The organism is Micromonospora sp. NPDC050276 (assembly GCF_044459545.1).
Classification (GTDB): domain Bacteria; phylum Actinomycetota; class Actinomycetes; order Mycobacteriales; family Micromonosporaceae; genus Micromonospora.
Genome location: NZ_JBITJA010000001.1, coordinates 560,895 through 583,630, shown reverse-complemented (window position 1 = coordinate 583,630; position 22,736 = coordinate 560,895). Strand labels below are relative to the sequence as shown.

The 22,736-nt window shown below is 71.8% G+C and carries 21 protein-coding genes; 7 read left to right on the top strand and 14 right to left on the bottom strand.

The genetic code is table 11. The features are described 5' to 3' along the window. Nucleotides 1-167: 167 nt before the first annotated feature. Nucleotides 168-704 carry a hypothetical protein gene (locus ACIBF8_RS02725; protein ID WP_396780577.1) on the top strand — a complete coding sequence of 179 codons (537 nt, stop codon included), beginning with the start codon at nt 168-170 and terminating at the stop codon, nt 702-704. Between the two features lie 202 nt (nt 705-906). Here the strand turns inward: ACIBF8_RS02725 and ACIBF8_RS02720 are convergent, their stop codons facing one another. Further along, a complete protein-coding gene (locus tag ACIBF8_RS02720) occupies nt 907-1,212 on the bottom strand; it encodes a multiprotein-bridging factor 1 family protein (RefSeq protein ID WP_396780576.1) in 306 nt (101 codons plus the stop codon). Nucleotides 1,213-1,363: 151 nt separating this feature from the next. Here ACIBF8_RS02720 and ACIBF8_RS02715 point away from each other — a divergent pair, with 151 nt between their 5' ends. After that, nucleotides 1,364-1,792 (top strand): VOC family protein, encoded by a 429-nt coding sequence (locus ACIBF8_RS02715; protein WP_396780575.1) that lies wholly within the window; start codon nt 1,364-1,366, stop codon nt 1,790-1,792. A gap of 22 nt (nt 1,793-1,814) precedes the next feature. Here ACIBF8_RS02715 and ACIBF8_RS02710 read toward each other — a convergent pair whose 3' ends face one another. The 3 genes from ACIBF8_RS02710 to ACIBF8_RS02700 form a co-directional block, all read right to left on the bottom strand. Further along, nucleotides 1,815-3,041, bottom strand: coding sequence for a hypothetical protein (locus ACIBF8_RS02710; protein WP_396780574.1), 1,227 nt, complete (start codon nt 3,039-3,041; stop codon nt 1,815-1,817). A gap of 103 nt (nt 3,042-3,144) precedes the next feature. Then, nucleotides 3,145-3,678 carry a hypothetical protein gene (locus tag ACIBF8_RS02705; protein ID WP_396780573.1) on the bottom strand — a complete coding sequence of 178 codons (534 nt, stop codon included), beginning with the start codon at nt 3,676-3,678 and terminating at the stop codon, nt 3,145-3,147. A 45-nt stretch (nt 3,679-3,723) separates the two neighbouring features. After that, nucleotides 3,724-4,875, bottom strand: coding sequence for a hypothetical protein (locus ACIBF8_RS02700; RefSeq protein ID WP_396780572.1), 1,152 nt, complete (start codon nt 4,873-4,875; stop codon nt 3,724-3,726). Between the two features lie 145 nt (nt 4,876-5,020). Here ACIBF8_RS02700 and ACIBF8_RS02695 point away from each other — a divergent pair, with 145 nt between their 5' ends. Both ACIBF8_RS02695 and ACIBF8_RS02690 read left to right on the top strand, forming a co-directional pair. Then, nucleotides 5,021-6,586, top strand: coding sequence for a gluconokinase (locus ACIBF8_RS02695; protein WP_396780571.1), 1,566 nt, complete (start codon nt 5,021-5,023; stop codon nt 6,584-6,586). Nucleotides 6,587-6,719: 133 nt separating this feature from the next. Further along, complete coding sequence (locus ACIBF8_RS02690; RefSeq protein WP_396780570.1) at nt 6,720-8,093, top strand: serine hydrolase; 1,374 nt, start codon at nt 6,720-6,722, stop codon at nt 8,091-8,093. Between the two features lie 6 nt (nt 8,094-8,099). Here ACIBF8_RS02690 and ACIBF8_RS02685 read toward each other — a convergent pair whose 3' ends face one another. The 7 genes from ACIBF8_RS02685 to ACIBF8_RS02655 form a co-directional block, all read right to left on the bottom strand. Beyond that, on the bottom strand, nt 8,100-8,858 hold the full coding sequence (locus tag ACIBF8_RS02685; protein WP_396780569.1) for a MerR family transcriptional regulator: 759 nt from the start codon (nt 8,856-8,858) through the stop codon (nt 8,100-8,102). A 49-nt stretch (nt 8,859-8,907) separates the two neighbouring features. Continuing rightward, nucleotides 8,908-11,163 (bottom strand): putative bifunctional diguanylate cyclase/phosphodiesterase, encoded by a 2,256-nt coding sequence (locus tag ACIBF8_RS02680; RefSeq protein WP_396780568.1) that lies wholly within the window; start codon nt 11,161-11,163, stop codon nt 8,908-8,910. Nucleotides 11,164-11,551: 388 nt separating this feature from the next. After that, complete coding sequence (locus tag ACIBF8_RS02675) at nt 11,552-11,785, bottom strand: zinc-ribbon domain-containing protein (RefSeq protein WP_091393870.1); 234 nt, start codon at nt 11,783-11,785, stop codon at nt 11,552-11,554. A 163-nt stretch (nt 11,786-11,948) separates the two neighbouring features. After that, a complete protein-coding gene (locus ACIBF8_RS02670) occupies nt 11,949-12,818 on the bottom strand; it encodes an SRPBCC family protein (RefSeq protein ID WP_396780567.1) in 870 nt (289 codons plus the stop codon). Continuing rightward, a complete protein-coding gene (locus tag ACIBF8_RS02665) occupies nt 12,811-13,368 on the bottom strand; it encodes a helix-turn-helix domain-containing protein (RefSeq protein ID WP_030490876.1) in 558 nt (185 codons plus the stop codon). Before ACIBF8_RS02665 ends, ACIBF8_RS02670 begins: the two co-directional genes overlap by 8 nt. A gap of 101 nt (nt 13,369-13,469) precedes the next feature. Further along, nucleotides 13,470-14,813, bottom strand: coding sequence for a class I SAM-dependent methyltransferase (locus ACIBF8_RS02660; RefSeq protein WP_396780566.1), 1,344 nt, complete (start codon nt 14,811-14,813; stop codon nt 13,470-13,472). Then, complete coding sequence (locus ACIBF8_RS02655; RefSeq protein WP_396780565.1) at nt 14,810-16,207, bottom strand: FAD-binding oxidoreductase; 1,398 nt, start codon at nt 16,205-16,207, stop codon at nt 14,810-14,812. Before ACIBF8_RS02655 ends, ACIBF8_RS02660 begins: the two co-directional genes overlap by 4 nt. Before the next feature lie 93 nt (nt 16,208-16,300). Here ACIBF8_RS02655 and ACIBF8_RS02650 point away from each other — a divergent pair, with 93 nt between their 5' ends. Both ACIBF8_RS02650 and ACIBF8_RS02645 read left to right on the top strand, forming a co-directional pair. Then, nucleotides 16,301-16,771, top strand: coding sequence for an aminoacyl-tRNA deacylase (locus tag ACIBF8_RS02650; protein WP_396780564.1), 471 nt, complete (start codon nt 16,301-16,303; stop codon nt 16,769-16,771). Between the two features lie 65 nt (nt 16,772-16,836). Continuing rightward, nucleotides 16,837-17,568, top strand: a complete 732-nt coding sequence (locus tag ACIBF8_RS02645) for an RICIN domain-containing protein (RefSeq protein WP_396780563.1) — start codon at nt 16,837-16,839, stop codon at nt 17,566-17,568. A 19-nt stretch (nt 17,569-17,587) separates the two neighbouring features. On the opposite strand, the gene ACIBF8_RS02640 is transcribed toward ACIBF8_RS02645, so the two are convergent. Then, on the bottom strand, nt 17,588-18,943 hold the full coding sequence (locus ACIBF8_RS02640) for an MFS transporter (protein WP_396780562.1): 1,356 nt from the start codon (nt 18,941-18,943) through the stop codon (nt 17,588-17,590). Between the two features lie 19 nt (nt 18,944-18,962). On the opposite strand from ACIBF8_RS02640, the gene ACIBF8_RS02635 reads away from it, so the two are divergent. Continuing rightward, nucleotides 18,963-19,952, top strand: coding sequence for a GlxA family transcriptional regulator (locus tag ACIBF8_RS02635; RefSeq protein ID WP_396780561.1), 990 nt, complete (start codon nt 18,963-18,965; stop codon nt 19,950-19,952). Between the two features lie 336 nt (nt 19,953-20,288). Here ACIBF8_RS02635 and ACIBF8_RS02630 read toward each other — a convergent pair whose 3' ends face one another. Together ACIBF8_RS02630 and ACIBF8_RS02625 are read right to left on the bottom strand one after the other, a co-directional pair. Then, nucleotides 20,289-20,753, bottom strand: a complete 465-nt coding sequence (locus tag ACIBF8_RS02630; protein WP_396780560.1) for a hypothetical protein — start codon at nt 20,751-20,753, stop codon at nt 20,289-20,291. A gap of 28 nt (nt 20,754-20,781) precedes the next feature. Next, entirely contained in the window at nt 20,782-22,734 is a 1,953-nt protein-coding gene (locus tag ACIBF8_RS02625) for a VWA domain-containing protein (protein WP_396780559.1), read from the bottom strand. Between the last annotated feature and the right edge of the window lie 2 nt (nt 22,735-22,736).

Genomic DNA, 22,736 nt, shown 5'->3' with positions numbered 1-22,736 from the left:
CGCGGTCGGGAAGCCGGGCGGTGCTTCGGCGGGCGTTCGGAACTGTTCCGTACGGTCTGATGGCTTGTTGCCCAGTTCATGCCTTGCTCAGATCGAGGTGCGGCGTTCGACGGGCCCCGAGGGGGCGGGTCCGTCGCCGCGGTCACCTCAGAGGAAGGAAGAGAAGTATGCAGAGGACACGTCGTCACCTGACGGCCAGCATCATCGCGGTCCTGGCCATGGTTGGCTCGGTGTTGTTCTTCCCGAACAGCGCTCAGGCGTACAGCCCCAACCCCACGGTCCGTTGGGCCCAGGTCGACACGGACAACTGCCAGCGCCTCGCTGGCAACCTGACCGTGGTCGCCCAGAGCGACGGGTGCCGCATCAACGACTCCTTTGACGGCACCTTCTTCCGTAAGGACCCGAACGGCGTGGCGATCAAGGTGGAGCTGTACGTCGGCTCGACCCTCGTCGCGAAGTCGGAATTCCACCCGTACGGCGAGGTGCTCTGGGTGTACGACACCCGCGACGACCGCGACACCATCTACACGACTCTGCGGGTCAGGGAGACCGGCCCGCTCTACGGCCCGTACCGGGGTCCGGTGAACGGGGGCGACTTGTACAACCTTTCCATCGCCGACGGCAGCACCGTCACGATGGCGGTCAACGACAACAACGACTCCAGCAACCTTGACCAGCTCATCTCCCTTCAGGCGACCGCGTAGTGACAGCCGTCCCGGGCTGACGGACGGGCGAGGTGGCGGGTCGTGCCGGGGCGCGACCCGCCCGCGTCCGTGCCCGATCAGATCCCGGCAAGGAGTGAGTCAGGAAAGAACTCCCGCACGAGCAGGAATGCTAGATCAACGACGGTCGGCTCCCGTTATGCGGACGCGTCTGCCGTCTGATCGCGATCGGCACGGGAGGCGGTCAGGCTGCGTCCACATTCGTGGTGAACCTGACGTCCAGCCTTCGGTCGAGGGCTCGGGCTAGGCGCTCCAGGATCGGCAGGGTCGGCACCGTCCCACCGGCCTCAAAGCGGGCAACCGCAGACTGAGTCATGCCGGCGGCTCGCGCCAGCTGGCTCTGACTCCAGCCGTGCCCTTCGCGCAGGTGGCGCACCTCCTGGCCAAGCTCGAAGGCGATCCGGGTAGCCTCGTAGGTTTCGGCCGCTCCCGGCTCCGCCATCCGGCGCTCACGCAGGTCGTTCCAGTCCAGGCCGCTACCCCAACTCATAGCATCGATGCTATGGGTTGGTCTTTCCCAGCGAACTTCATCGAACGCGTGTCGTCGATGACTTCGACGCTGCCCTTGCCGCGACCCGGACGGCAACGACGTCGACCCGCCTGCCGCGCACCCCGGCTGACCGGGCGTTAGGTTGAAGGCCATGGAGCAGCGGATCAGCCTGATCACTCTGGGAGTCGCGGACGTGGCTCGCGCGAAGGCGTTCTACGAGCAGCTCGGCTGGCCGGGCCAGGAGGTCGAGGAGACGGTCTTCTTCCAGGCCGGCGGTTTGGCGCTCGTCCTGTGGGGCCGCGACAAGCTCGCCGCCGACGCGGGCATCGAAGAGCTGGGCACGGGCGCGATGACCCTGGCCCAGAACGTCCGCTCCCGGGCCGAGGTCGACGAGGTGATCGGTGCGGCAGAAGCCGCCGGTGCCACGGTGACCAAGCCGGCCCGGGACACCTTCTACGGCGGCTACGCCGGCTACTTCGCCGACCCGGACGGTCACCTCTGGGAGATCGCCTGGAACCCGGGCTTCACCCTCGCCACGGACGGCACCCTCACCGTCCCCGATTTCAGCGCCATCGACTGAGCCCCGCCGGCACGGACGCTGATCAGGGCGCCGGAGACGGGCAGAGCAGCGGGTCTAGCAACGGCAGTTGAAGCGGGTCCAGACAGATCGCCAGCAGCCCTGGATCCGGTGGAGGCGTCGCGTTCGGGGTCGCATTGGGCGTCGGCGAGGGCGGCGCGACGGGCGGCGTCGGCAGGGCTGGCGCGGGCGGGTCGGTGGTGGGGACCGGTCCCGGCGTCGGCACCGAACTGGCCGATGGGACCGGGGCGGCGGATGGTGCGGCGGCCGGCGGCAGGGCCACCGCGACAGCGGGCGCCACCACTGTGGAGACGGCGGCCGCAGCCGGCGGTCGGACGGCTGGGGCGTACGGCCAGCTCGATACGGCGCTGTCGACCGAGCCGATTCGCGACGTGGGCGTCACCGGCGCGACGGGACCGATCGGAACGAGGACCGCCCCAGCCCTCGGGACGTCCATGGCGACGACCTCCACCGAGGGCACCGGCCGGCGGGGATCCCACGCGTCCGAACCCAGAGCACCGGGACCGAGGGCGCCCGGGCCGAGCGTCACGAACACCACGGCCGCGACGGCGGCAGCGCCGAGCGCCCGGCGGTCGGGGCGTATCGCGGTCAGCGGTGCGTCATCGGGGCGCACCACAGGAGAAGGCACCGGCCGGGCGGCCCGGTGCGCGGCCCGCAGCGCGTCGACCTGCGCGAGGACGGCAGCGCGGTCGTCGGAAGCCGCGAGGGTGAGGTAGAAGCGGAAGTTCACCGCGGCGTTGGCCGGGACCAGCAGCCCGGCGAGTCGAGCGCGGTCGGGCAGCAGGGTGACCGGGACGTCGGGGTGGTGGGCGGGGCCGATCAGGTCGGCGTACCGCCACTCGCGTCGGTGCTCGCGACCGCCGAAGGCCACCCGCCGACTGGTCACCACGGCCATGCCGGCGTCGACGGCCCGCAGGCCCGCCGGCAGCGGCCGATCCGCAGTCTCGGTGAAATCACACAAGCCCGGGGTGGGCAGGCCGGGGACGTGCCGCGCCTCGGCCTCGACGAGCGTGGCGACGGGGAGGACGCGGAAGACGAGTTCGTCGTCGTCGAGGTCCACCGGTAGGCCGGTGCGGGGCTGCGTACACCCGAGGAAGCTGGCGGCTTCGATGCGGAGTCGGGCCAGGTGGTCGTCACGGCGGTGCCAGGCGTCGGTGGCGTCGCGGTACGCGCGCTGCCGCCGCTCGTTCTCGCGCTCGGCCCAGGCGGTCCGCCAGGGGGCACAGGCCACAGAGGTCACGGTCACACGCGGTACAACCGCTCACGTACGTGACAGGGAACGCGACCGGGATCGATGTGTCCCGTTGTGCCCGGAAGGAGAGAGTTACAGGTGATCAGCCGGCGCGGCGCCGGTCGGTCAGCGGGTCACGGACCGGAAACCGCGACGGGGTACGCGGTGGGTACGCCTCGCAGTGCTCGGCCCAGTGCTCGGCGGCGGTGGCCAGGGCATCCGCGGAGACGGTGAGGATCAGCGGGTAGATCGCGGTGGACGGGCGGCGCATCCACGGTGGCAGCGACTCGGCGGAGAACTCCACGATCAGCTCCAGCCGGCGGCGGCGCAGCACCCGGCTGCGCAGGGCCAGGTTGGGTTCGGTGAAGCGGACCATCGCCGGTGGCGCGCTCAGCGCGAGGGCGGCGATGGCCTGCCCGTGCAGCCAGCCGCCGAGCGCGCGGGCCTCCTCGACCATCAGGCTCGGGTAGTGGTGCGACCAGGTCTGACCGTCGGCGGTGCGGGCGTCCACCTCGATGAGCAGCCAGTCGTGCCAGCCGGGCGCGGCCCCGTCGGGATCGTCGGGCGGGTCGATGCCGGGCTGGTAGCCGACGGGGCGTATCCGCACCCGAGCGCCATCGTCAGACCGGATCTCCACTCGATCATTCTGGCCGAGCGAAGCGGACTTTTGGTCCCGAATCGGTCACTTGGTGATGGTTCGCCGCACGCCCCGGTGCTCCGCACAGGCGTTGGACCGGCCGCCGGCCAGGCTGACCGAACCGTCTCGGCACTGCACGAGGTATCCGCGACCGGCCCAGAACTGCGGCGCGCAGTCGAACCAGTCACACACCTCGGCGGCCGGCTTGCGGATTCGCGTGCCGCCGCAGAAGTCGTACCCCAGTGGGTTCTCCGGCGCCCCGCAGCGCGGGCCCTGGGTGGCGCTGGGCGATGGGTGGGGGGACTTTGTCGGCGTCCGCGGCCGGCTGTTCAGCGCGAGCGCCGGGCCGGCCGGGCGGATCAGCGCGGGGGCCACGCTGGCGGTGGGCGCCGGGGTGGCGGCGACGGCGACCTCCGGGCCACCGGTCGGGTCGGACGGGTTCGACTCGATCAGCGCCGCCGGCACCAGCAGCCCGATGGCCGCCGCCACCGCGATGGTCCGACGGCCACCGGGCACGAACGACGACAACCGGGCCTGCCCCGGGGTGGCCACCGCCGGCCGGAACGGCTTGAGCTGGGCGTGCTCGTCGATCAGCTCGTCGAGCTGGGCGAGCACCGCGGCGCGCTGTTCGATCGCGTCGGCGAAGGCCAGGGTGAGCTTGAACCGGAAGTCCGGCGCGGCGTCGGTGGGCAGCAGCAACCCGGAGGTACGCCGCCGGTCCAGCACCTGGATCAGGGTCACCGGCGCCGCTGGGTCGTGGGCCAGCCCGGTCATCCGGCCGTACGCCCAGTCGCGCCGGCCTCGTCCACCGAGCAGCACGAGCCGGCGACTGGTGATCACGGCCATGCCGGCGTCGGTGACGCGTACGCCGTCCGGGCGGCGCGGGCGCAGCGTCCCGGTTCGCGGGGCGACCGTGAGGTCCGGCGCGGGCAGCACGCTGGTGTGCCGCACCTCGACCAGTTGCGCGGCGGGCAGTGCCCAGAGCACCACCTCGTCGGCGGCCAATTCCATCGGTAGACCGGCACCGGCGGCCGCCGAGCCCTGGAAGTCGGCGGCCAGGGCCCGCAGCCGCCGTAACTCGTCGTCGCGTCGCCGCCACGCCGCCTCGGCGCCGCGGTACGTGCTGACCCGCCGCACGTTCTGCCGGTGCGCCCACCGGTACCGCCAGGTGGAACCCGTCGAATCAGTCTTTGCCACGCCGACTCCTTCGCCGCGCTGGCCACCAATCTGGGGTGTCACGAGGTTTAACAGGTCCGGCGCGGCGCCCGGACACGCCGAAACGGGCGAAATACCCGATCGGTGGAGCAACTAGCACGATAGGGCGATACTCTTGCGTCGATTCATGTTCTCCGAGGGGGTGACCGTCGTGCCGGCAGTCACGCTGCCCGGAGTCGTGATCGGGGTCGACATCGGCACCACCAGCACCAAGGCGGTCGCGTACGACACTGGCGGACGGCAGCTCGGCAGCCACCTGGTCGGCTACCCGCTGGACAACCCGCAGCCCGGCTACGCCGAGCAGGACCCGCACCTGATTCTCGAAGCGGTGCTCAAGTCGATCAGCATGGTCGTGGCCGAGCTGGTCCAACCGGTGTCCGGCCTGTCATTCGGTTCCGCCATGCACAGCCTGATCGGGCTGGACCCGGACGGCACTCCGCTCACCCCGTCGGTGACCTGGGCCGATTCGCGGTCCACCCGGCAGGCCGAACGGTTGCGGGCGGTGCCGTCGGGTCTGGCCCTGCACCGACGTACCGGCACGCCGATGCATCCGATGTCGCCGCTGCCCAAGCTGCTCTGGTTCGCCGAGCAGGAGCCAAAGCTCTTCGAGCGGGTGGCGCACTGGGTGGGCATCAAGGACTGGGTGCTGCTGCGACTCTGCGGCGCGCTGGTCACCGACCACTCGATCGCCTCGGCCACCGGCCTGTTGGACATTCACAAGCTGGAGTGGGACCAGGAGGCGCTGAGCATCGCCGGCATCACCGAGGAACAGCTCCCGCAGCTGGTCGCCACCACCGCCGTGTTGCCCAACCTCACCCCGCAGGCCGCGGCCGAGACCGGCCTGCCGGAGCGCACCCCGGTGGTGGTCGGCGCGGGCGACGGACCGTTGGCGAACCTGGGCTTGGGCGCGGTGCACCCCGGCATGGTGGCCTGCTCGATCGGCACCAGCGGCGCGATGCGGGTGATGGTGGAACGGCCCGGCGTGGACCCGCTCGGCGGGGTGTTCTGTTACGCGCTGACCGAGCAGCGCTGGGCGGTCGGTGGCGCGATCAACAACGGCGGCATCGTGCTGAAGTGGGCCGGCGCGGCGCTCGCCCCGGATCTGGGCGAGCGCTCCGAGGAGGACCTGGTCGCCCTGGCCGCCCGCGCGCCGGTCGGCTCGGGTGGGCTCATCATGCTGCCGTACCTGCACAGCGAACGGGCACCACACTGGAGCGCCCTGCCGCGCGGCGCGTACGTGGGGTTAACCTACGGGCACCGCCGCGAGCATCTGGTGCGGGCCGCGCTGGAAGGCGTCTGCCAGCAGCTCGCGCTGGTGCTCAGCTCGGTGCGCGCGGCCGGCAACGAGGTCCGCGAGATCCGGGCCGGCGGCGGCTTCGCCCGCAGCGGCCTGTGGCGGCAGATGCTCGCCGACGTGCTCGGCATGCCGGTGAGCTTCCCGGCCGCGCACGAGGGGTCGAGCTTCGGCGCGGCGCTGCTCGGCATGCAGGCGCTCGGGCTGATCCCCAGCATCGACGTCGCCGCCGACCTGGTGCGGATCGAGGAGACGGTCCGTCCCGACCCGGCCGCCGCCGCCACCTACGCGGCGCTGCTGCCGCTCTTCGCCGAGCTGTACGACGCCCTGACGCCCACCTTCACCTCGATCCGCCGGATGGCACCCGGCCTGCCCACCGGCCCCGAACCACCGGCGTGACCGCCGCTGGCCATCGGTGAGCGGGTCAGTTTTATACCTCTGAGTCATGACGCTCACCGGGACATTGCCGCCCGGACGGGTGACACCAGTTCCGCTGGTCTCGACCGCCCCGCGAACTTCATATCGTGCAAACGTGAGAAAAAGCGACAAGAGGCGCTCATCTTCCCTGCTGGGGGACTCTGCCCGCGTACCCCTGAAATGGCTGTCGGCGGCGATCGCGCTCGCGGTGCTCGCGACGACCGGGCCAGCCACCGCGGATGGCCCGGGCCGCGAGCCCGTCGCGGACCCGGCGCAGACGACCGAGCCGGGGTACGGGGTTGAGCCGGGAACCGGTAACGGGCAGAGCCACGAGCCGGGGGTGGACCCGGCACCGGAGCGGGCGCCGACCAGCGAGGTGTCCTGGTTGTCCTTCCCCGGTGGGGCGTTCGCGGTCGACTCGCTCGGGCACACCGTGCGCTACCGCGCCTGTGACGGGGACACCGGTCGGGTCGCCGACCCGACCATGCGGGTCGCCGCCGGGGTGGCCAGCGGCGCGGTCGTGGTCGGGGGCACCGCCTACCGCTACCGGGTGCCGCTGGTCGGGCGGACCGAAGGCACCCTGGAGGTGATCCAACGGCACCGCCCGCCCACGACGCTGACCGGCGTGGTGGTCACCAGCCCGCAGCCGCCCACCGACCCGGTCGCCGGGGCCCGGCTGTTCCCGCTCAGCGGGCAGCTCGCCCGGGTGGTCGCCGACGCGAGCCTCAACCCGGCCGGGGTCACCGTCCGCGACCTGTCCGGCCGCTACGGCGACCAGCAGATCGCCGTCAACGGCGCGCTGCGCCCCAAGGCGGCCAGCGTGATCAAGCTGTGGATCCTCGTCGAGCTGCTGCGCCGGGTCGACTGTGGACAGGTCTCGCTTCGCGACGGGGTGCTGGTCACCCCGGACGACGTGGTCGGCGGCACCGGTCAGCTCCAGTTCGAGACGTTCCCGCAGGTGGTCACGCTACATCGGCTCGCCCAATATCTGATCAAGTACAGCGACAACGTGGCCGCGAACGTGCTGATCACCTACCTCGGCGGGTTCGCCCCGGTCAACGCGTTGATCGACTCGATGAACCAACGCTCCACCATCCTGGCCCGCCGGATGCTCGACAGCGCGGCCGCGCAACGCGGCGAGGAGAACTACACCAGCCCGGACGACGTGGTGTCCCTGCTCGGCGCCGTCTGGGACGGCGAGATCCTCACCCCCGCCTCCCGCGACCTGATGATCGGGTTCATGCGGGAGCAGACCCTGAACACGAAGATCCCGGCGGCGTTGCCACCCGGGGTGCCGGTCGCCCACAAGACCGGTGACCTGGCGGACGCGTCACACGACGTCGGCTACTACCTGATCCCCGGCAGCGAGACCGCCGTCGCGTTCCTCACCGCCGGGCCGATGGCCACCGGTGACGAGACGGTCCGGCGGATGGCCCGGACCGTCTACGACTTCCTGGTCACCCCGGTCGCCGGGGCCGTCGAGGAGTGAGCGCCGTCAGGCCCGGTTGATCGCGTTGGCGTGGATCGCCTCGTGCAGATACGCGGCCAGCCCCGGGGCGATGTTCTCGTAGTACGCGGTGAACCGCTCGTCGGCCAGGTACATGTCGGCCAAACCGGTCTGCATCTCGTACGAGCACTCGTAGAACCAGCGGCTGATGATCTGCCGGTGCTCCTCGGCCAGCTCCATCGCCTCCGGGCCGTCGGCCGGCGCGCCCGAGCCCATCAGCGTGACGATCCGCCGACCCCAGTCCTCGTTCTCCGCCTTGATCCGCAGCCAGTCCTCCTTGCGGTAGCGGGAGGCCCGGCGGTTCGACTCCCGGTACGCGTCGGTGTCACCCCACCGCTGCTCCGTCTCGGCCTCGTGCTCTTCCGGGTTGAAGTCACCGAAGACCTCGAACCGCTCCTCCGGCGTGAGTTGGATGTTCATCTTGCTCGCCTCCATCGCGAACTCGATCGCCGCGACCATCTCCTGCAACCGCTTGAGCCGTACCGTCAGCAACTCGTGCTGCCGGCGCAGGTGCGCGGCCGGATCGGCTGCCGGGTCGTCGATGATCGCGGTGATCTCCTCAAGTGGGAAACCCAGCTCCCGGTAGTACAGGACGAGTTGCAGCCGTTGCAGGTCCGCGTCGTCGTAGCGGCGGTAACCCGCCGAGGTTCGCCCGCTGGGCGAGAGCAGCCCGATCTCGTCGTAGTGGTGCAGCGTCCGCACCGTCACGCCGGCGAGCTTCGCCACCTGCCCCACCGTGTACGCCATGGTTCCCTCCCTTCCGGGAACCAGGCTCCCGCCTGCCGTTACGTGAGAGTCAACTCCGATTCTGGCCCACCATGGCCGGGCCGTCCGGCCGCCCGTACAGGTAGCCCTGGCCGCGGGGGCAGCCGATCGCGGTGACCGCGTCGTGCTGCCGCTCGGTCTCCACCCCCTCGGCGACCACCGCCAGGTCGAACGCGCCGGCCAGTCGGGCGACCATCTCCACCGTGGCGTACGCCCGGTCGTCGGTGCCGAGTCGGGCCACGAACGAGCGGTCGATCTTCAGCTCGGTGGCCGGGATGCGGTGCAGGTAGCTCAACGACGAGTAGCCGGTGCCGAAGTCGTCGATGGCGATCCTGATGCCCAACTCCCGGAGCTGGTGCAGCCGTTCCAGCACCGCGTCGGTGCCCTCGATCAGCGCCGACTCGGTCAACTCCAACGTCAGCGCCCGTGGTGCCAGCCCGGCGGCGCTGGTGGCCGCGGTCACCGTGGCGATCAGGTCCGGTCGGCGCAGGTGCGCCGCGGCGATATTCACCGCGACGGTCGCCTCCGGCACCCGGCCCCGCCAGGTCGCAGCGGCCCGGCACGCCTCGTGGATCACCCAGCGGTCGATCGGCAGGATCAGCCCGGTCTCCTCGGCCAACGGCAGGAACTTCGCCGGCGGCAGCATCCCCAGCCGGGGGTGCCGCCAGCGCACCAGCGCCTCGGCACTGCGTACCGCACCCGTGGTCAGGTCGACGATGGGCTGGAACTGAAGGTGCAGCTGGTCCTCGTCGACCGCGCGACGCAGGTCGGCAATCAGCTCGGCGCGAGAGACAGCCGACTCACGCAGCGCCGGAGTGCACGTCCGATACGCGGACTTCCCGGCCGCCTTGGCCGCGTACATGGCGATGTCGGCGTCGCGCAGCAGGTCGGTGTGGGAGGCGTGCTGCGGGCCGAACTCGGCGATGCCGATGCTCGCCGACGGGTGCACCCCCACGTCCTCCTCGTCGTCGGAGGGCCGCAACGCGTCCAGCAGCCGCTCGGCCAGCCGTTCGGGTGACACCGGTCGGTCGCCGTCGACCAGCACCGCGAACTCGTCACCGCCGAGCCGGGCGATCGTGCCGTCGCCGTCGACGGCAGTGTGCATCCGGGCCGCGAGCCCGGTCAGCAGGGTGTCACCGGTGGCGTGCCCGAACCGGTCGTTGACCTGCTTGAACCCGTCCAGGTCGAGCAGCAGGACAGCCACCGGTCGGCCGTCGCGCAGGGCGGTGCGCAGCCGTCGGTTGAACAGCAGCCGGTTGGGCAACCCGGTGAGCTGGTCCCCGTACGCGAGCCGGCGCAGCCGGGCCACCAAGCGGAGGTTCTCGTTGGCGGCCAACCCCTGCCGTATGGCGAGGGCCCCGAGCAACACCATCATGGTCACGAAGACCAACTGCGGGGTCTGCCCGGTGGGCCGACGGGCCAACACCACCGCGATGATCGCCCCACCCACCGGCAGGTACGGCAACGCCACCCGCCACCAGGGCGGCAGCGGCGACTCGGCGGTGTCGTCGGTGCCGTCGCAGTCCGGTGGCGGCGGCCGCCGGGTGGCCAGGCCGATGAGCAGGTAGCTCAACGGCCAGCACAGGTCGATCAGGTGACCGGCGGCGTAGTCGGCGCGGGCGACCAGCGACACGTACCCGACGTCGGCGACGACCCGCAGGGTGAGGCTCGCCGCCAGGATGCTCATCGGCCGCCACATCGGCCGGGCCGGGCCGGAGACCGCGACGAGGATGGTGAGCTGCATCAGGTCGAACATCGGGAAGAGCAGCCCCAGCGTGCGCGCCGGATCGGCCAGATCGGCAGCGGCGACCCCACGGAAGACCAGCACCCAACCGATCGGCACCAGGGCCAGTGCGACGATCACCCCGTCCAGCAACGTACGGGCCCGCCCGACCGCCGTCCGCGGCGCGGACGGTGCGCTGAGCAGCGCGGCGGTGCCGGTGAGGATGCCGGCGGTGAAGACCACCCCGACCACGGGCGTGTGCGGCAGGTCACCGCCGACGAGCCGTTGCACCGTCCAGATCGCCCGGCCGAACGCGGCGAGCGCCATGGTGACGGCGAGCAGTGTCCAGAACCGGCGCAGCGGCGCCGGATGCCGACGGGCCACCCCGACGCACGCGAGCGTCGCCCAGCCGGCGACCAGCATCGCGCCGAGGTCGCTGACCAGCGCGGCACCGGGCAACCCGGCGACCAGCCAGCCCGCCTCCAGCAGGATGACCGCAGCCGCGACGAGCGCACCAGCGGGGTTGAGCGCCCCCGCAGCCTGCTTTCCGTCCTGTCGGGACACGGTCGCTCCGGCTCTTTCGTCGTGCGTGCACCCTCGGGACGACCGGTCCACGGCAAACCCCGAAAGCCTAACCAGCGCCCAGATGAGCCGCCAGGGCCGAACGTGCACCCCGCCAAGCCACGATGAATTGTCGAGGCCGAGCGACCATCCCTACCGGACGCCGCTGTTGACCTGCCCCGTTCTCGGGGCAGATGCACCCCCCGGTCAGCGGCCGGCGGACCGGTTCCAGGGTGAGCGGGGCAGCGAAGTACCGGCCAACGGGCGGCGTGCGCGGCGGCGTTTGCGCCGGCCGGGGGTGCAGGGCAGGCGGGCAGCGGTGTGCACGGCCACGTCGACCGAGGACGTTGGTCGACCGATCAGCCAGCAGAGGAAGCGTTCCATCGTCGGATCAGCCGACCGGGAGGCGCTCGGCGTCGGACTTGGCGATCTCGTACTCGGCCCCGCAGAACGTGCACTGCTGCGCGTACCGGGTGCGGATCGGAATGAGCGGGATGAAGAAGAGGGTAAATTTCGTCGAACGGCGGGTGATCACCTGGGCGGCCTGGTTGCCGCAGTGGCGGCAGACCTGCTGCACGACACCGGACCGGTCGACCTTGGTACGCAGACCAAAGATGAAGAACATCGCCCGCCAGTACCCACTCGACCGCGAAAAGTCACCAGATCCCGCCACCGGATCAGCAAAACCGTCCCGCCCCGCACGAGATCGTGCTCGATCCGGGATGTAGTGGTCTCCGGGACGAACGAGGCCACTACATCCGTGATCGAGCACGATCAAGGCGAGACGGTCAGCTGGCCGGCGAGGGCTCCAGGCCGGGGATCTCCTCGGAGAGCCAGATCGGCTGCCAGTTCGGCACCTCGTGGAAGCGGCGCAGCTCGTACAGCCCGGCAACCGACCCACTCCAGGCCCCGTACGGCGGGTTGGCCTCGTCGAAGCCGCTCTGCACGAAGGTCAGCGTGGTCCGGCCACCAGACTCGGCCAGCTCCCAGTTCGTCACGCCGGTCGGGCCCCAGTCGATGGACATCCGCCGACCGGGCTCCAGGTCGATGACCTTGGCCGCGTAGCCGTTCTCGAAGCCGCCCATGGCGTACCGGCCGCCGACCCAGGGCTCGATGCCGATCGGGTAGCCGAACCAGGCGCTGGCCTGCTCGGAGTCGGTGAGCGACTCCCACACCTTGTCGGCGGGGGCGGCGATGACCAGCTCACCGCGCAGGTCGGCGGAGGTGAAGTCGGTGCGCGGCAGCAGTGGCTTGCCCTCCAGGTGGGCGGCGAGGTTGGCGATCGCCAGCGCCCAGAACGTCTGGAGCACGCCCCGGATGCTGGAGCCGCTCATCGCCTCGGCGAAGTCGAAGTGGCTCTGGGTCAACGTCAGCACGGTGCTGTCGGCGCCCTCGGCGGTCAGCTGGAACTCGGTGGTGGTCTCCACCCCGTCGAGCAGCCAGCCGAAGCGCAGCGTGTCGTCGTCGGCGTGCAGCAGCCGCTGGTGCGGGGCGTCGCCCTCGGGCGTGTAGCGGCCCCAGAACTCGTACCGCTGGGGCAGCTCGACCTCGGCGTGCTCGGCCAACCAGAGACGCAGCTCGGCCGGGTCGGTCAGGGCCTGGCGGACACGCCCGACGGGCGCGGAGAGACGGGCCTGGACCCTCATTGGCTCACTCATTGTCGTTCCCTTTCGGATAGCAGGCGACGGCCAGCTTGAAGGCATCTCCTTCGCTGCCGCCGTAGCGGGTGAACAGGTCCTGAAGTGCGGTTTGCAGGTCGTGCAGGAACTGCTGGCGCTGCTCGGCCGGCACCCGGATCTCGCCGGAGACCCCGATCGAGGGCAGCTCGGGTGCCGCCCGGTCCAGGCCGGCGATGTCGGCCTGCACCTCCTCCATCAGGTCGAGCAGGTAGCCCAGGCTCAGCTCGTCGCGGGCCCGACGCAGGCCGATCCGGCCGACGAGCCGGGGGGACAACCAGTAGGACCGGGCGGCGGCCTGGTAGATGCCTTCGGTGATGCCGCGGACCTTGCGCTCGTTGACCAGCTCGACGAGGCCGGCCGCGACGAGCTGCTTGACGTGGTAGTAGACGCGCTGTGGCGTCTGGTCGAGTCGGGCCGCGACCTCGGTGCAGGTGCGCGGCTCGGCCAGTTGCCGCAGCACCTCCACGCGCTGCGGCTTGAGCAGGACTTCAGCCTGCTCAATCTGCTCCAGGTACAGGACATCTCTCATGGCAAAACCAGTTTGTACGTACAAAACTTCTTTGTCAATCGCTTCGCGAGAAGCCGCGCCGACTTTTCTCGGCGCGGCTTCAGGCAGCGGTCAGCGAGTGATCAGGGCAACCAGTCCGGCCGCAACGGGTAACCGTTCACGCCATCCGGGCCGTTGTGCGTGGCCAACACCTGGTGCAGCTGGATGCCGTTGCGCTCGAACGCCATCCGCGACCCGGCCATGTACAGCCCCCACACCCGGGCGGTGCCCGCACCCACCTCGGAGACGCAGAAGTCCCAGTGCTCCACCAGATTGCGGCACCAGGCAGCCAGCGTCAGCGCGTAGTGCTGGCGCAGGTTCTCCTCGTGGTGCACCTCCAGCCCGGCATCGTGCACCTCACTGATCAGTCGGCCCGGACCGGCCAGCTCACCATCCGGGAAGACGTACCGGTCGATGAACGCACCCGAGCGGTGCGGCGCCCGGTTGTCCGCGCGGGTGATGCAGTGGTTGAGCAGCCGCCCGCCCTGCCGCAGCCGGCTGCGCAGCGCCCCGAAGTAGGCCGGGTAGTTACGCACCCCGATGTGCTCGGTCAACCCGATCGAGGAGATCGCGTCGAACTGCTCGGCCGGCGCGTCCCGGTAGTCCAGGTGCCGCACCTCCGCCAGCTCGGTCAACCCCTCCCGCTCGATCGCGGCCTGCGCCCACTGCGCCTGCGCCTTCGACAGGGTCACCCCGAGCGCCTTGACGCCGTACTCGCGGGCGGCGTGGCGCACCATGCCACCCCAGCCGCACCCCACATCCAGCAGCCGCATCCCCTTCTTGAGCGCCAGCTTGCCGGCGACCAGGTCGTACTTCGCCGCCTGGGCCTGCTCCAAGGTGTCGCCCGGAGACCGGAAAACCGCGCAGGTGTACGTCATCGACGGGCCGAGCACCTTCTCGTAGAAGGCGTTGGACACGTCGTAGTGGTGCGAGATGGCTGTGCTGTCGCGCACCCGCGAGTGCCGCAGCCCGTTCATCACCCGCTTCCAGCGGGGCTGCGCCTCCTGCGGCGGTGCCGGCGGCGGCATCAGCCGCTCCCAACCCAGCCCACGGACCAGCGCCAGCCCCTCGGCCAGCGACGGTGGGCGCAACCGCAGCTCGTCCTTGAGCACCCGCAACGCCTCGTACGGGTCACCCGGGTGCACCCCCTGCAACGCCAGGTCGCCGCTCACGTACGCGCGGGCCATGCCCAGGTCGCCGGGCGCGGTGAGCAGGTACGACAGCCCACGCTCGGAACGGATCGCCAGGGTGATGCCGGCATCGGACGGGCCGACGGCGCTGCCGTCGTACCCGGTGATCCGCACCGGCAACGGCCCCGTGGTGACCGCGCGGACGACATCCGCGACGGTCGGACCCGTGTGCCGGCCCCCCGCCGGCGGGGTGGCGGGGACGCTCGCCGCCCCCTGATCTCTGTCGGTCAGGCTCATGCTCGTGCTACCGCCTTTTCGTACAGTCCCGTCAGCCGGTGGTCCGGGTCGTAGCGGTCTTTCACCGCGCGCCACGTGTCGCCGCCGTAGAGGCGATCGAAGGCGTCCCGGTCGTAGTACGCGTCGGAGTAGAGCGACTTGTGCCCGCCCGACTCCGACACCCTGCGTTCGATCGTGCGGTTGACGTCGCCGTCGGCGGCGCCCGGCGCGATCGGCACGCTCCCCCAGAACCCAATGTTGACGTAGTCCTGCCCCGGCCGGAGTGGATACAGCGGCCAGGACCGCGCCGAACCGGGCCCCGCCGGCTCACGCAGTCGCAACGGACAGAGCCACACCGGGTTCATCCCCACCGCGCCGGCGAACCAGCGCAGGAAGTCGGCAGTACGGTCCAGCGGGATCTCCACGTCCTGCACGACCCGCTCGCGGGCCGGTTGCCCGCGCAGCCGGTCGATCCGGGCCGCCACCTGATGGCGGTGCTCCAACCGGACCAGTCGGTGGTAGAAGTCGCTGCGCCGGTAACGCGCCGGCCAGAGCCTGCGCACGACCGGGTGCTGCGCGCCGAACGCCGCCGAGCACCAGAACCAGTCGGTGTCCCAGCGCCACAGATAGTCGTACGCGGTGAGCACGTCGCGGGTGCGCTGGCGCAGCGACCGGTAGTAGATCGCCTGACCGGTGTAGTCGCTGGGCGGGTCGGCCGCGTCGGTGAACGTGGCGAAGACCAGGTACGCCTCGCCGGGGCTGAACATCACCCCGTCCATCGCGTCGACCGGCTCGCCGGCCCAGGACCGGGTCGCGCTCACCTCCGCGATCGCGTCGGTCAGCGCCTCCAGCTGGGTGAACCGGACGTTGCGTAACGCCACGTACCGACCGATCGGTTGCAGCTCGATGCGCAGCCGGGTGGCGTAGCCGAGGCTGCCCAGCGAGTTGGGGAACGCGGTGAACAGGTCGGCGTGCTCGCCGTCGGGCCGGGCGGTGACGATCTCACCGGAGCCGGTGAGCACGTCCAGCTCCCGGACCGACTCGTGCGGCAGGCCGTTGCGGAACGAGGTCGACTCGATCCCGAGGCCGGTGACCGCGCCGCCCAGCGTGATGGTGCGCAACTGCGGCACCACCAGCGGCATCAGCCCGTGCGGCAGCGTCGCGTCGACCAGGTCCTCATAGGTGCACATGCCCTGCACGTCGGCGGTGCGGCCGGTCGGGTCGACCGACAGCACGCCGTTCAGGCCACTCACGTCGAGCCCTGGAGTCCGGGGAGCGGACCGGGGGCGGAACAGGTTGGAGGTGCGTTTGGCCAGCCGGACAGGCTCGCCCGTGGGCACCGCGGCGTACGACCGCCGCAGCGTGTCCACCGCTTGATCATGGTCAATCGGGTGATCCACACGCTCAGCGCGCATGTGATCACCTTACGCTCGCCGCTCGGAAACCGTGGGATGTCAGCGGTGGCAGTTTCCCGCCCGGTGGCAGGCCCGCCGGTTACCGTGGCGGGCATGCCATCGCCAGCGATCGCCGCCCTGGACGCCGCCCAACTGCCGTATCGGCTGGTCAGCCATGGTGCGGTCGGCAGTCTCGCGGAGGCCGCCGCCGCCCGGGGAGTGGCCGTCCCCGATGTGGTCAAGACGATCGTGGTCCGTCGGAGTGCTGACGATCACCTGTTCGTGCTCACCCCCGGCGACCGAGTCATCTCCTGGCCCAAGCTGCGCGCCCTGCTCGGGGTGCAGCGGCTCTCCATGCCGGACGCGGCGGGCGCCCTGGCCGCCACCGGCTACGAACGCGGCACCATCACCCCGTTCGGCGCGAGCACGGCCTGGCCGGTGATCGCCGACGAGCGGCTGCGCGGCCGGGAGATCACCCTGGGTGCCGGCGAACGCGGTCTCGCTATCGCGATCGACGCCGACGCCGCCATCGCCGCCCTCGACGCCACCGTGGCCGACGTCACCGATCCACAGCCCACCCGCTGAACCCCGGACACCCACCGCACAGCCGGGCTGGCCCCGGCGCGACGTCGTGGGCGAGGATGGCGCGTATGTCCGCGCCCGAGGAACGCCCCGACCCCGCCGGCACCGTCTACGGCGGTCGCCCGGCATCCCGCCCCGGGCCGCTGGCTGATCCGCTGCTGCGGGTGGCGGCGGTGGTCGGGGTCATCGGCGTACTCCTGGGGGTCGTCTTCGCCACCGGGCTGCTCGACGGTGACGACGAGCCGGCCGTGCCGGCGTCGGTCGGTACGCCCTCCAGCGCGCCCCAGCCCAGCGACCCGGCCGGCGAGCCGAGCCCGACCGCACCGGCCGCGCCGTCACCGACCCCGTCGGCCAGCACCCCGGCCACCCCCGCCGCCCCGGCCGGCCCGCCCACCGGGCCCCGGGTGCTGCGGGCCGCCTCGGGTCTCTGCCTGGGCCTCGACGGCGACGGGGAGAAGGCCGAGGCCGAGCTGGCCGTGTGCACCGGCGGCCCGGAGCAGCAGTGGGTGGTCAGCCCGGCCGGCGCGGACGTGCTGACGTTGACCAATGGCGCGTACGGGCAGTGCCTCGACGTCGAGGGCGGCAGCGGGGACGACGGCGCGCGGTTGCAGCAGTTCCCGTGCCACGGCGAGGCCAACCAGCAGTGGCGGTTCGGCGGGACCGGCACCAGCGCGGTGCTGTTGGTAGCCGCCCACAGCGGCAAGTGCGCCCAGGCCGACGACGACGCTGTCGACGCCGGCGAAGACATCCGGCAGCGCCCCTGCGACGGCCGGCCAGCCCAGCAGTGGACCCTGGGCTGACCGGCCGACACGTCGTGGTTCAGCCCCGGAAGCTCCACGCCTTGGGCGCGGTCGCGGCGACCAGCACGGCCTCCGGCACCGGTCGGCCCGGCCGTCGACGCAGCAGCAACGACAGCCCCGCGGCGCCGATCGACAGCGCGCCGGCCACGTACCAGGCCATGGCGTAGTCGCCGAGCCGATCCCGGACCAGCCCCGCGCCGGTCGCGGCGATCGCCGCGCCGAACTGGTGCGCGGCGAACACCCAGCCGAACACCACCGCGCCGGCCCCACCGAAGTACTCCCGGCACAGCGCCACCGTCGGCGGCACGGTGGCCACCCAGTCCAGGCCGTAGAACACGATGAACACCAACATGCTCGGCTCGGCGGTGCCGGCGAACAGGCTCGGCAGCACCAGCAGGGATGCCCCGCGCAGCGCGTAGTACATGCCGAGCAACACCCGGCTGTCCACCCGGTCGGTGAGCCAGCCGGAGGCGATCGTGCCGACGATGTCGAAGAGCCCCACCAGCGCGAGCAAGCTGGCCGCGGTGGTCTGCGGCATGCCGTGGTCGTGCGCGGCCGGCACGAAGTGCGTACCGACCAGGCCGTTGGTGGTCGCCCCGCAGATCGCGAACCCTCCGGCCAGCAGCCAGAACGGCCGGGTCCGGGCCGCGGTGGCCAACGCGCCGAGCGCCCGGGCCGCCGCCCCGCCGGTGGCCGGCGGCGCCGCGACGACCTCGGTCGCCCCGTAGGCGGGGAGGCCGAGATCCGCCGGGTGCTCGCGCAGCAGCCACACCACCAGGGGTACGACCGCCAGCGCCGCCCCGGCCACCACGAGTGCGGCGGTACGCCAGCCGTGGTCGCGGACCAGGATGGCGATCAGTGGCAGGAACACCAGCTGTCCGGCCGCGCCACCAGCGGTCAGCACACCGGTGACCAGGCCCCGTCGGCGGACGAACCAACGCCCGGTGACGGTGGCCACGAACGCCAACGCCATCGAGCCGGTGCCCAACCCCACCAGTACGCCCCAGCACAGCAGGAGTTGCCAGCTGGCGGTCATGAAGACCGTCAACCCGCTGCCCGCGGCGACCAGCAGCAGCGCCACCGAGACCACCCGGCGGATGCCGAACCGGTCCATCAGGGCGGCCGCGAACGGCGCGGTGAGCCCGTAGAGCAACAGGTTGACTGAGACAGCCGCGGAGATCGTGGCCAGGGGCCAGCCGAACTCCTCGTGCAGCGGGTGCAGCAGCACCGACGGGGTGGCGCGGAAGCCGGCCGCGCCGACCAGCGCCACGAAGGCGACGGCAGCGACCAGCCAGGCGGGATGCAGACGGCGGTTCTTGGTCACGCGACAAGTCTGGGCCGGGCCGTTCACCTCGACGAGTGGCCGGAAAGCCATCATGCGCAATAATCGGGCCATGAGCGTTCGCCCGCACCGGATCGCCGTACTCGCCCTGCACCAGGCAGTTGGCCTGGACCTCGGCACTCCGTCCCAGGTCTTCAGCACCGCCCGGGCCGCCGACGGGACACCCTTCTACGACGTCCGGGTGTGCACTCCGGGCGGCCAGCCGGTCCGCAGCACCGCCGGCTTCCAGGTGGTCCCCGACCATGGCCTGGAGCTGCTCGACACCGCCGACACGGTGATCGTCCCGGGCATCCACGGCGGCAGCCCGTTGACCTCGGGGACCGTCGAGCCGGAGGTGACCGGGGCGCTGCGGGCGGCGTACGAGCGGGGTGCCCGGATCATGTCGATCTGCACCGGGGCGTTCGTGCTGGCCGCCGCCGGGCTGCTCGACGGACGTCGGGCGACCACCCACTGGGCGTACGCCGAGCGGTTCCGCGACCTGCACGACCGGGTGGACCTCGACCCGGACGTGCTCTTCATCGCCGACGACCGGGTGCTCACCTCGGCCGGCGTCGCCGCCGGTATCGACCTGTGCCTGCACGTCATCCGCCTCGACCACGGCAGCGAGGTGGCCAACCGGGCGGCCCGCCGCTGCGTGATGCCGCCGTGGCGCGACGGCGGCCAGGCGCAGTACATCGAGCAGCCGGTGCCGAAGGCCACCGACACCAGCACGGCGGGCGCCCGGGAGTGGGCGCGGCAGCGCCTGCACGAGCCGATCGCGCTCCGCGACCTGGCCGAGCAGGCGCGGATGAGCGTCCGTACCTTCACCCGACGCTTCCGGTCCGAGACCGGCCTGAGCCCCGCACAGTGGCTGCTGCAGCAGCGCACCGACCACGCGAGACTGCTGCTGGAGACGACCGACCTCAGCGTCGACCAGATCGCCCACCGCTCGGGTTTCGGCACCACCGCCGCCCTACGCCAGCAACTCCACCAACGCATCGGGGTGGCCCCGTCCACCTACCGCCGCACCTTCCACCCCCGCCCCGAGCCAATCAAAACCTGACCACCCCGCACCCCGCACCCGCCCCGCCCCCGCCCCCGGCCCCAGCCCCGGCCCCGGCCCCGGCCCCGGCCCCGGCCCCGGCCCCGGCCCCGGCCCCGGCGATCTTGCATTTGATGTCGTCGACATGCCACATATGCTGCTTTTGTCGGGACAGTAAGTGCAAGATCGCGGAAAGCAGGGGTGGGACGGGGAGGTGGGGTGGGGATCGGTTTGGTCGGGGCACTGCGCGCCCTTGATGCCTGTGAGGCATCTTGATGACTCCCCGGCATCAGGCTCAACAGACCAGGGCGCTCCTGCGTGCGCCACGCTGACCGGCCGACGCACGACCGCCGCTGTTCAGGCGCGCAGCAGGTGCAGTTGGGACTGGTGTTTGGGCAGGTGGACCCGGGTGTGCAGGTCCAGGGTCCGGGACCAGGGCAGCGGCTCGTCGACGACGAGGTCGAAGCCCTCGCGTAGGTGCGTCTCGACCGGGGTCTCCGCCGCCAGGCCGAGCTGGTCGACCAACCCGCACAGCCGGTCGCTGGTGCCGTGCAGCAGCGCGGTCAGGCCACGCAGACCACCCTGCTCGGCGGCGAGCGCGTCGAGCTGCGGGCGGTGGATGTCCTCCTCCAACTCGTAGTAGGCGAACGGCGACCCGGCCAGCAACGCCTCGGTGGCCTGAATCATCAGCTCGTCGTTGGCCACCAAATGCGCGACGATCTGCTCGGCACTGAGCTGCCCCTCCGGTGCCGGGCCGAACCCGCCAGCGTCGACCTCCGCGAACAGGGCGCCGTACGCCCGCCGCAATCCTCCGCTCTCCATCCCCCCAGTCAACCCGCACCGACGGACGTTAGCGGCGGGATTGGCGGGAGCGGAGGTAGTCGCTGACCACGTACTCGCCCAGGTCGTCGGTGTCCGGGGTGAACATGCGGCCCCGGCTGCGGCGGGCGACCGCGTCCACGAAGCGCCGCAGGCCCGGGTCGTCGCCGAGCATGAACAGGTTGAGCGTGGCTCCGTAGCGACTCAGCCGGTCCACCTCGCGGACCGTCGCCTCGATCGTCTCCGGCAGCGGCGGCCAGTGGAACAGCGCCTCCCCGTCGTCCGGGTCCAGGTGGGCGGTCGGTTCGCCGTCGGTGACCACCAGCACCACCGGCTCGGCGTCCGGGTGCCGGCGCAGGTGCCGACCCGCCAACCGCAACGCGTGCTGGAGATTGGTGCCCTGTTCCAGGTCCGGCTCCACGGCCGCCAACTCCTGCTGGGTGAGCGTCATCGCCTCCCGGCCGAAACCCACGATCTGCAGGGCGTCCTGCGGGAAGCGCGTCTCCATGAGGTGGGCCAGCGCCAGCGCCGTCTGCTTCATCGGACCCCAACGACCCTGCGAGATCATCGAGTACGACAGGTCGACGCAGAGCACCACGGCGGCCGAGGCCCGCCTCTCGGTCTCCACCACCTCGAAGTCGTCGACCGAGAGCTGCACCGGAACCGTGGGCCCGGCCCGACTGACCGCCCGGGTCAGCGTTCGGACCACGTCCAACGGCTGCTCGTCGCCGTACTGCCAGGGTCGGGACGCGCCGCTCACCTCGCCCGCCGCACCGGCCGAGCGCAGGTCGTGCTGGCCGCGCGGCCCGGCGGTCAGCTCGGCGAAGACCCGCCGCAGCGCGGTCCCACCGAGCCGGCGCAGCGCCTTCGGGCTCAGCGTGAGCCCCTCCGCGTCCCGGCTCACCCAACCCTGGCGGCGTAGCTCCCGCTCCAGGTCGCGCAGCCGGCGAACGTCGTCGGCCGCGTCCCGGCCCAGCGTGCGGGCCACCGCCTCGACGTCCACGTCGTCGAGGGTCGCCCCCGGGTGTTCCTGGTCGAGCTGGTCCAGCAGGTCGTCCAGCTCGCCGATCTCACCTAGCGCACCGGCCGCGTCGGCGTAGTCCAGCGGCTGTTCGCCGCGGATCCGCTCGCCCCGACCCCAGCGCAGATCGGGTCGCAGCGACCGCAGGTTCGCGTCGAGCACCGACAACTCCCCCGCGAGGCGGTCGCCGAGCGACTGCTGCATCAGGCCGGCCAGTTCCTGGCGCTGCCGGTCGGAGAGCGAGTTCATCAGCCGCTCGCCGGCCGCGGCGCGGCGGGCCAGCACGTCGATCAGCTCGTCGACGGTCTCCGGCTTCTCCGGAAAGAACTCGCCGTGTCGGCGCATGAACTCGGCGAACGCGTCGGTGGTGTCCTCCGCGCGACCGTGCCGGGCCAGCAGGTCGTTCAGGTCGCCCATCATCTCGGCGAGCCGTTGCTGGGCGGCCGGGTCGGCGGAGGCGCGCACCGCGTCCCGCAGTCCGGCGAAGCGCTGACCGAGCACGTCGTCGCGGAGTTGGTCGAGGATCTGCTGGTACGAGCGGCGGGCGTCGTCGCTGGCCCACTGGTAGCCGGACAGCTCCTCCACCGCCCGCGCGGTCGAGCGGGGCAGATTGTCCAGCACCGCCTCGGCGAACCGCGCGCCGTCGTCGTCGCGACCCCGCAGCTCGTCCCGCTCGGCGGCGAGGGCCTGGTCGAGCAGGGCCTGCGCCCTGGTCACCGCGCCGTCGAGGTCGCCCCTGCGCATCGCCTCGCGGCGTAGCCGCCGAGCCCGGGCGGCCAGGTCGTCCAGGCCACCCCTGCCCTGCGGGCCACGGCGCAACAGGTCGCGGAGCGCCTCCCGCAGGCTGCCGCCGGCCAGCACCTCGGCACCGACCGCGTCCACCGCCTCGCGCACGTCGTACGGGGGTGCGAGCGGGTCGGGCCCGCCGTTCCACTGCCCGTAACGGAACCGGTTGCCGGCCACGG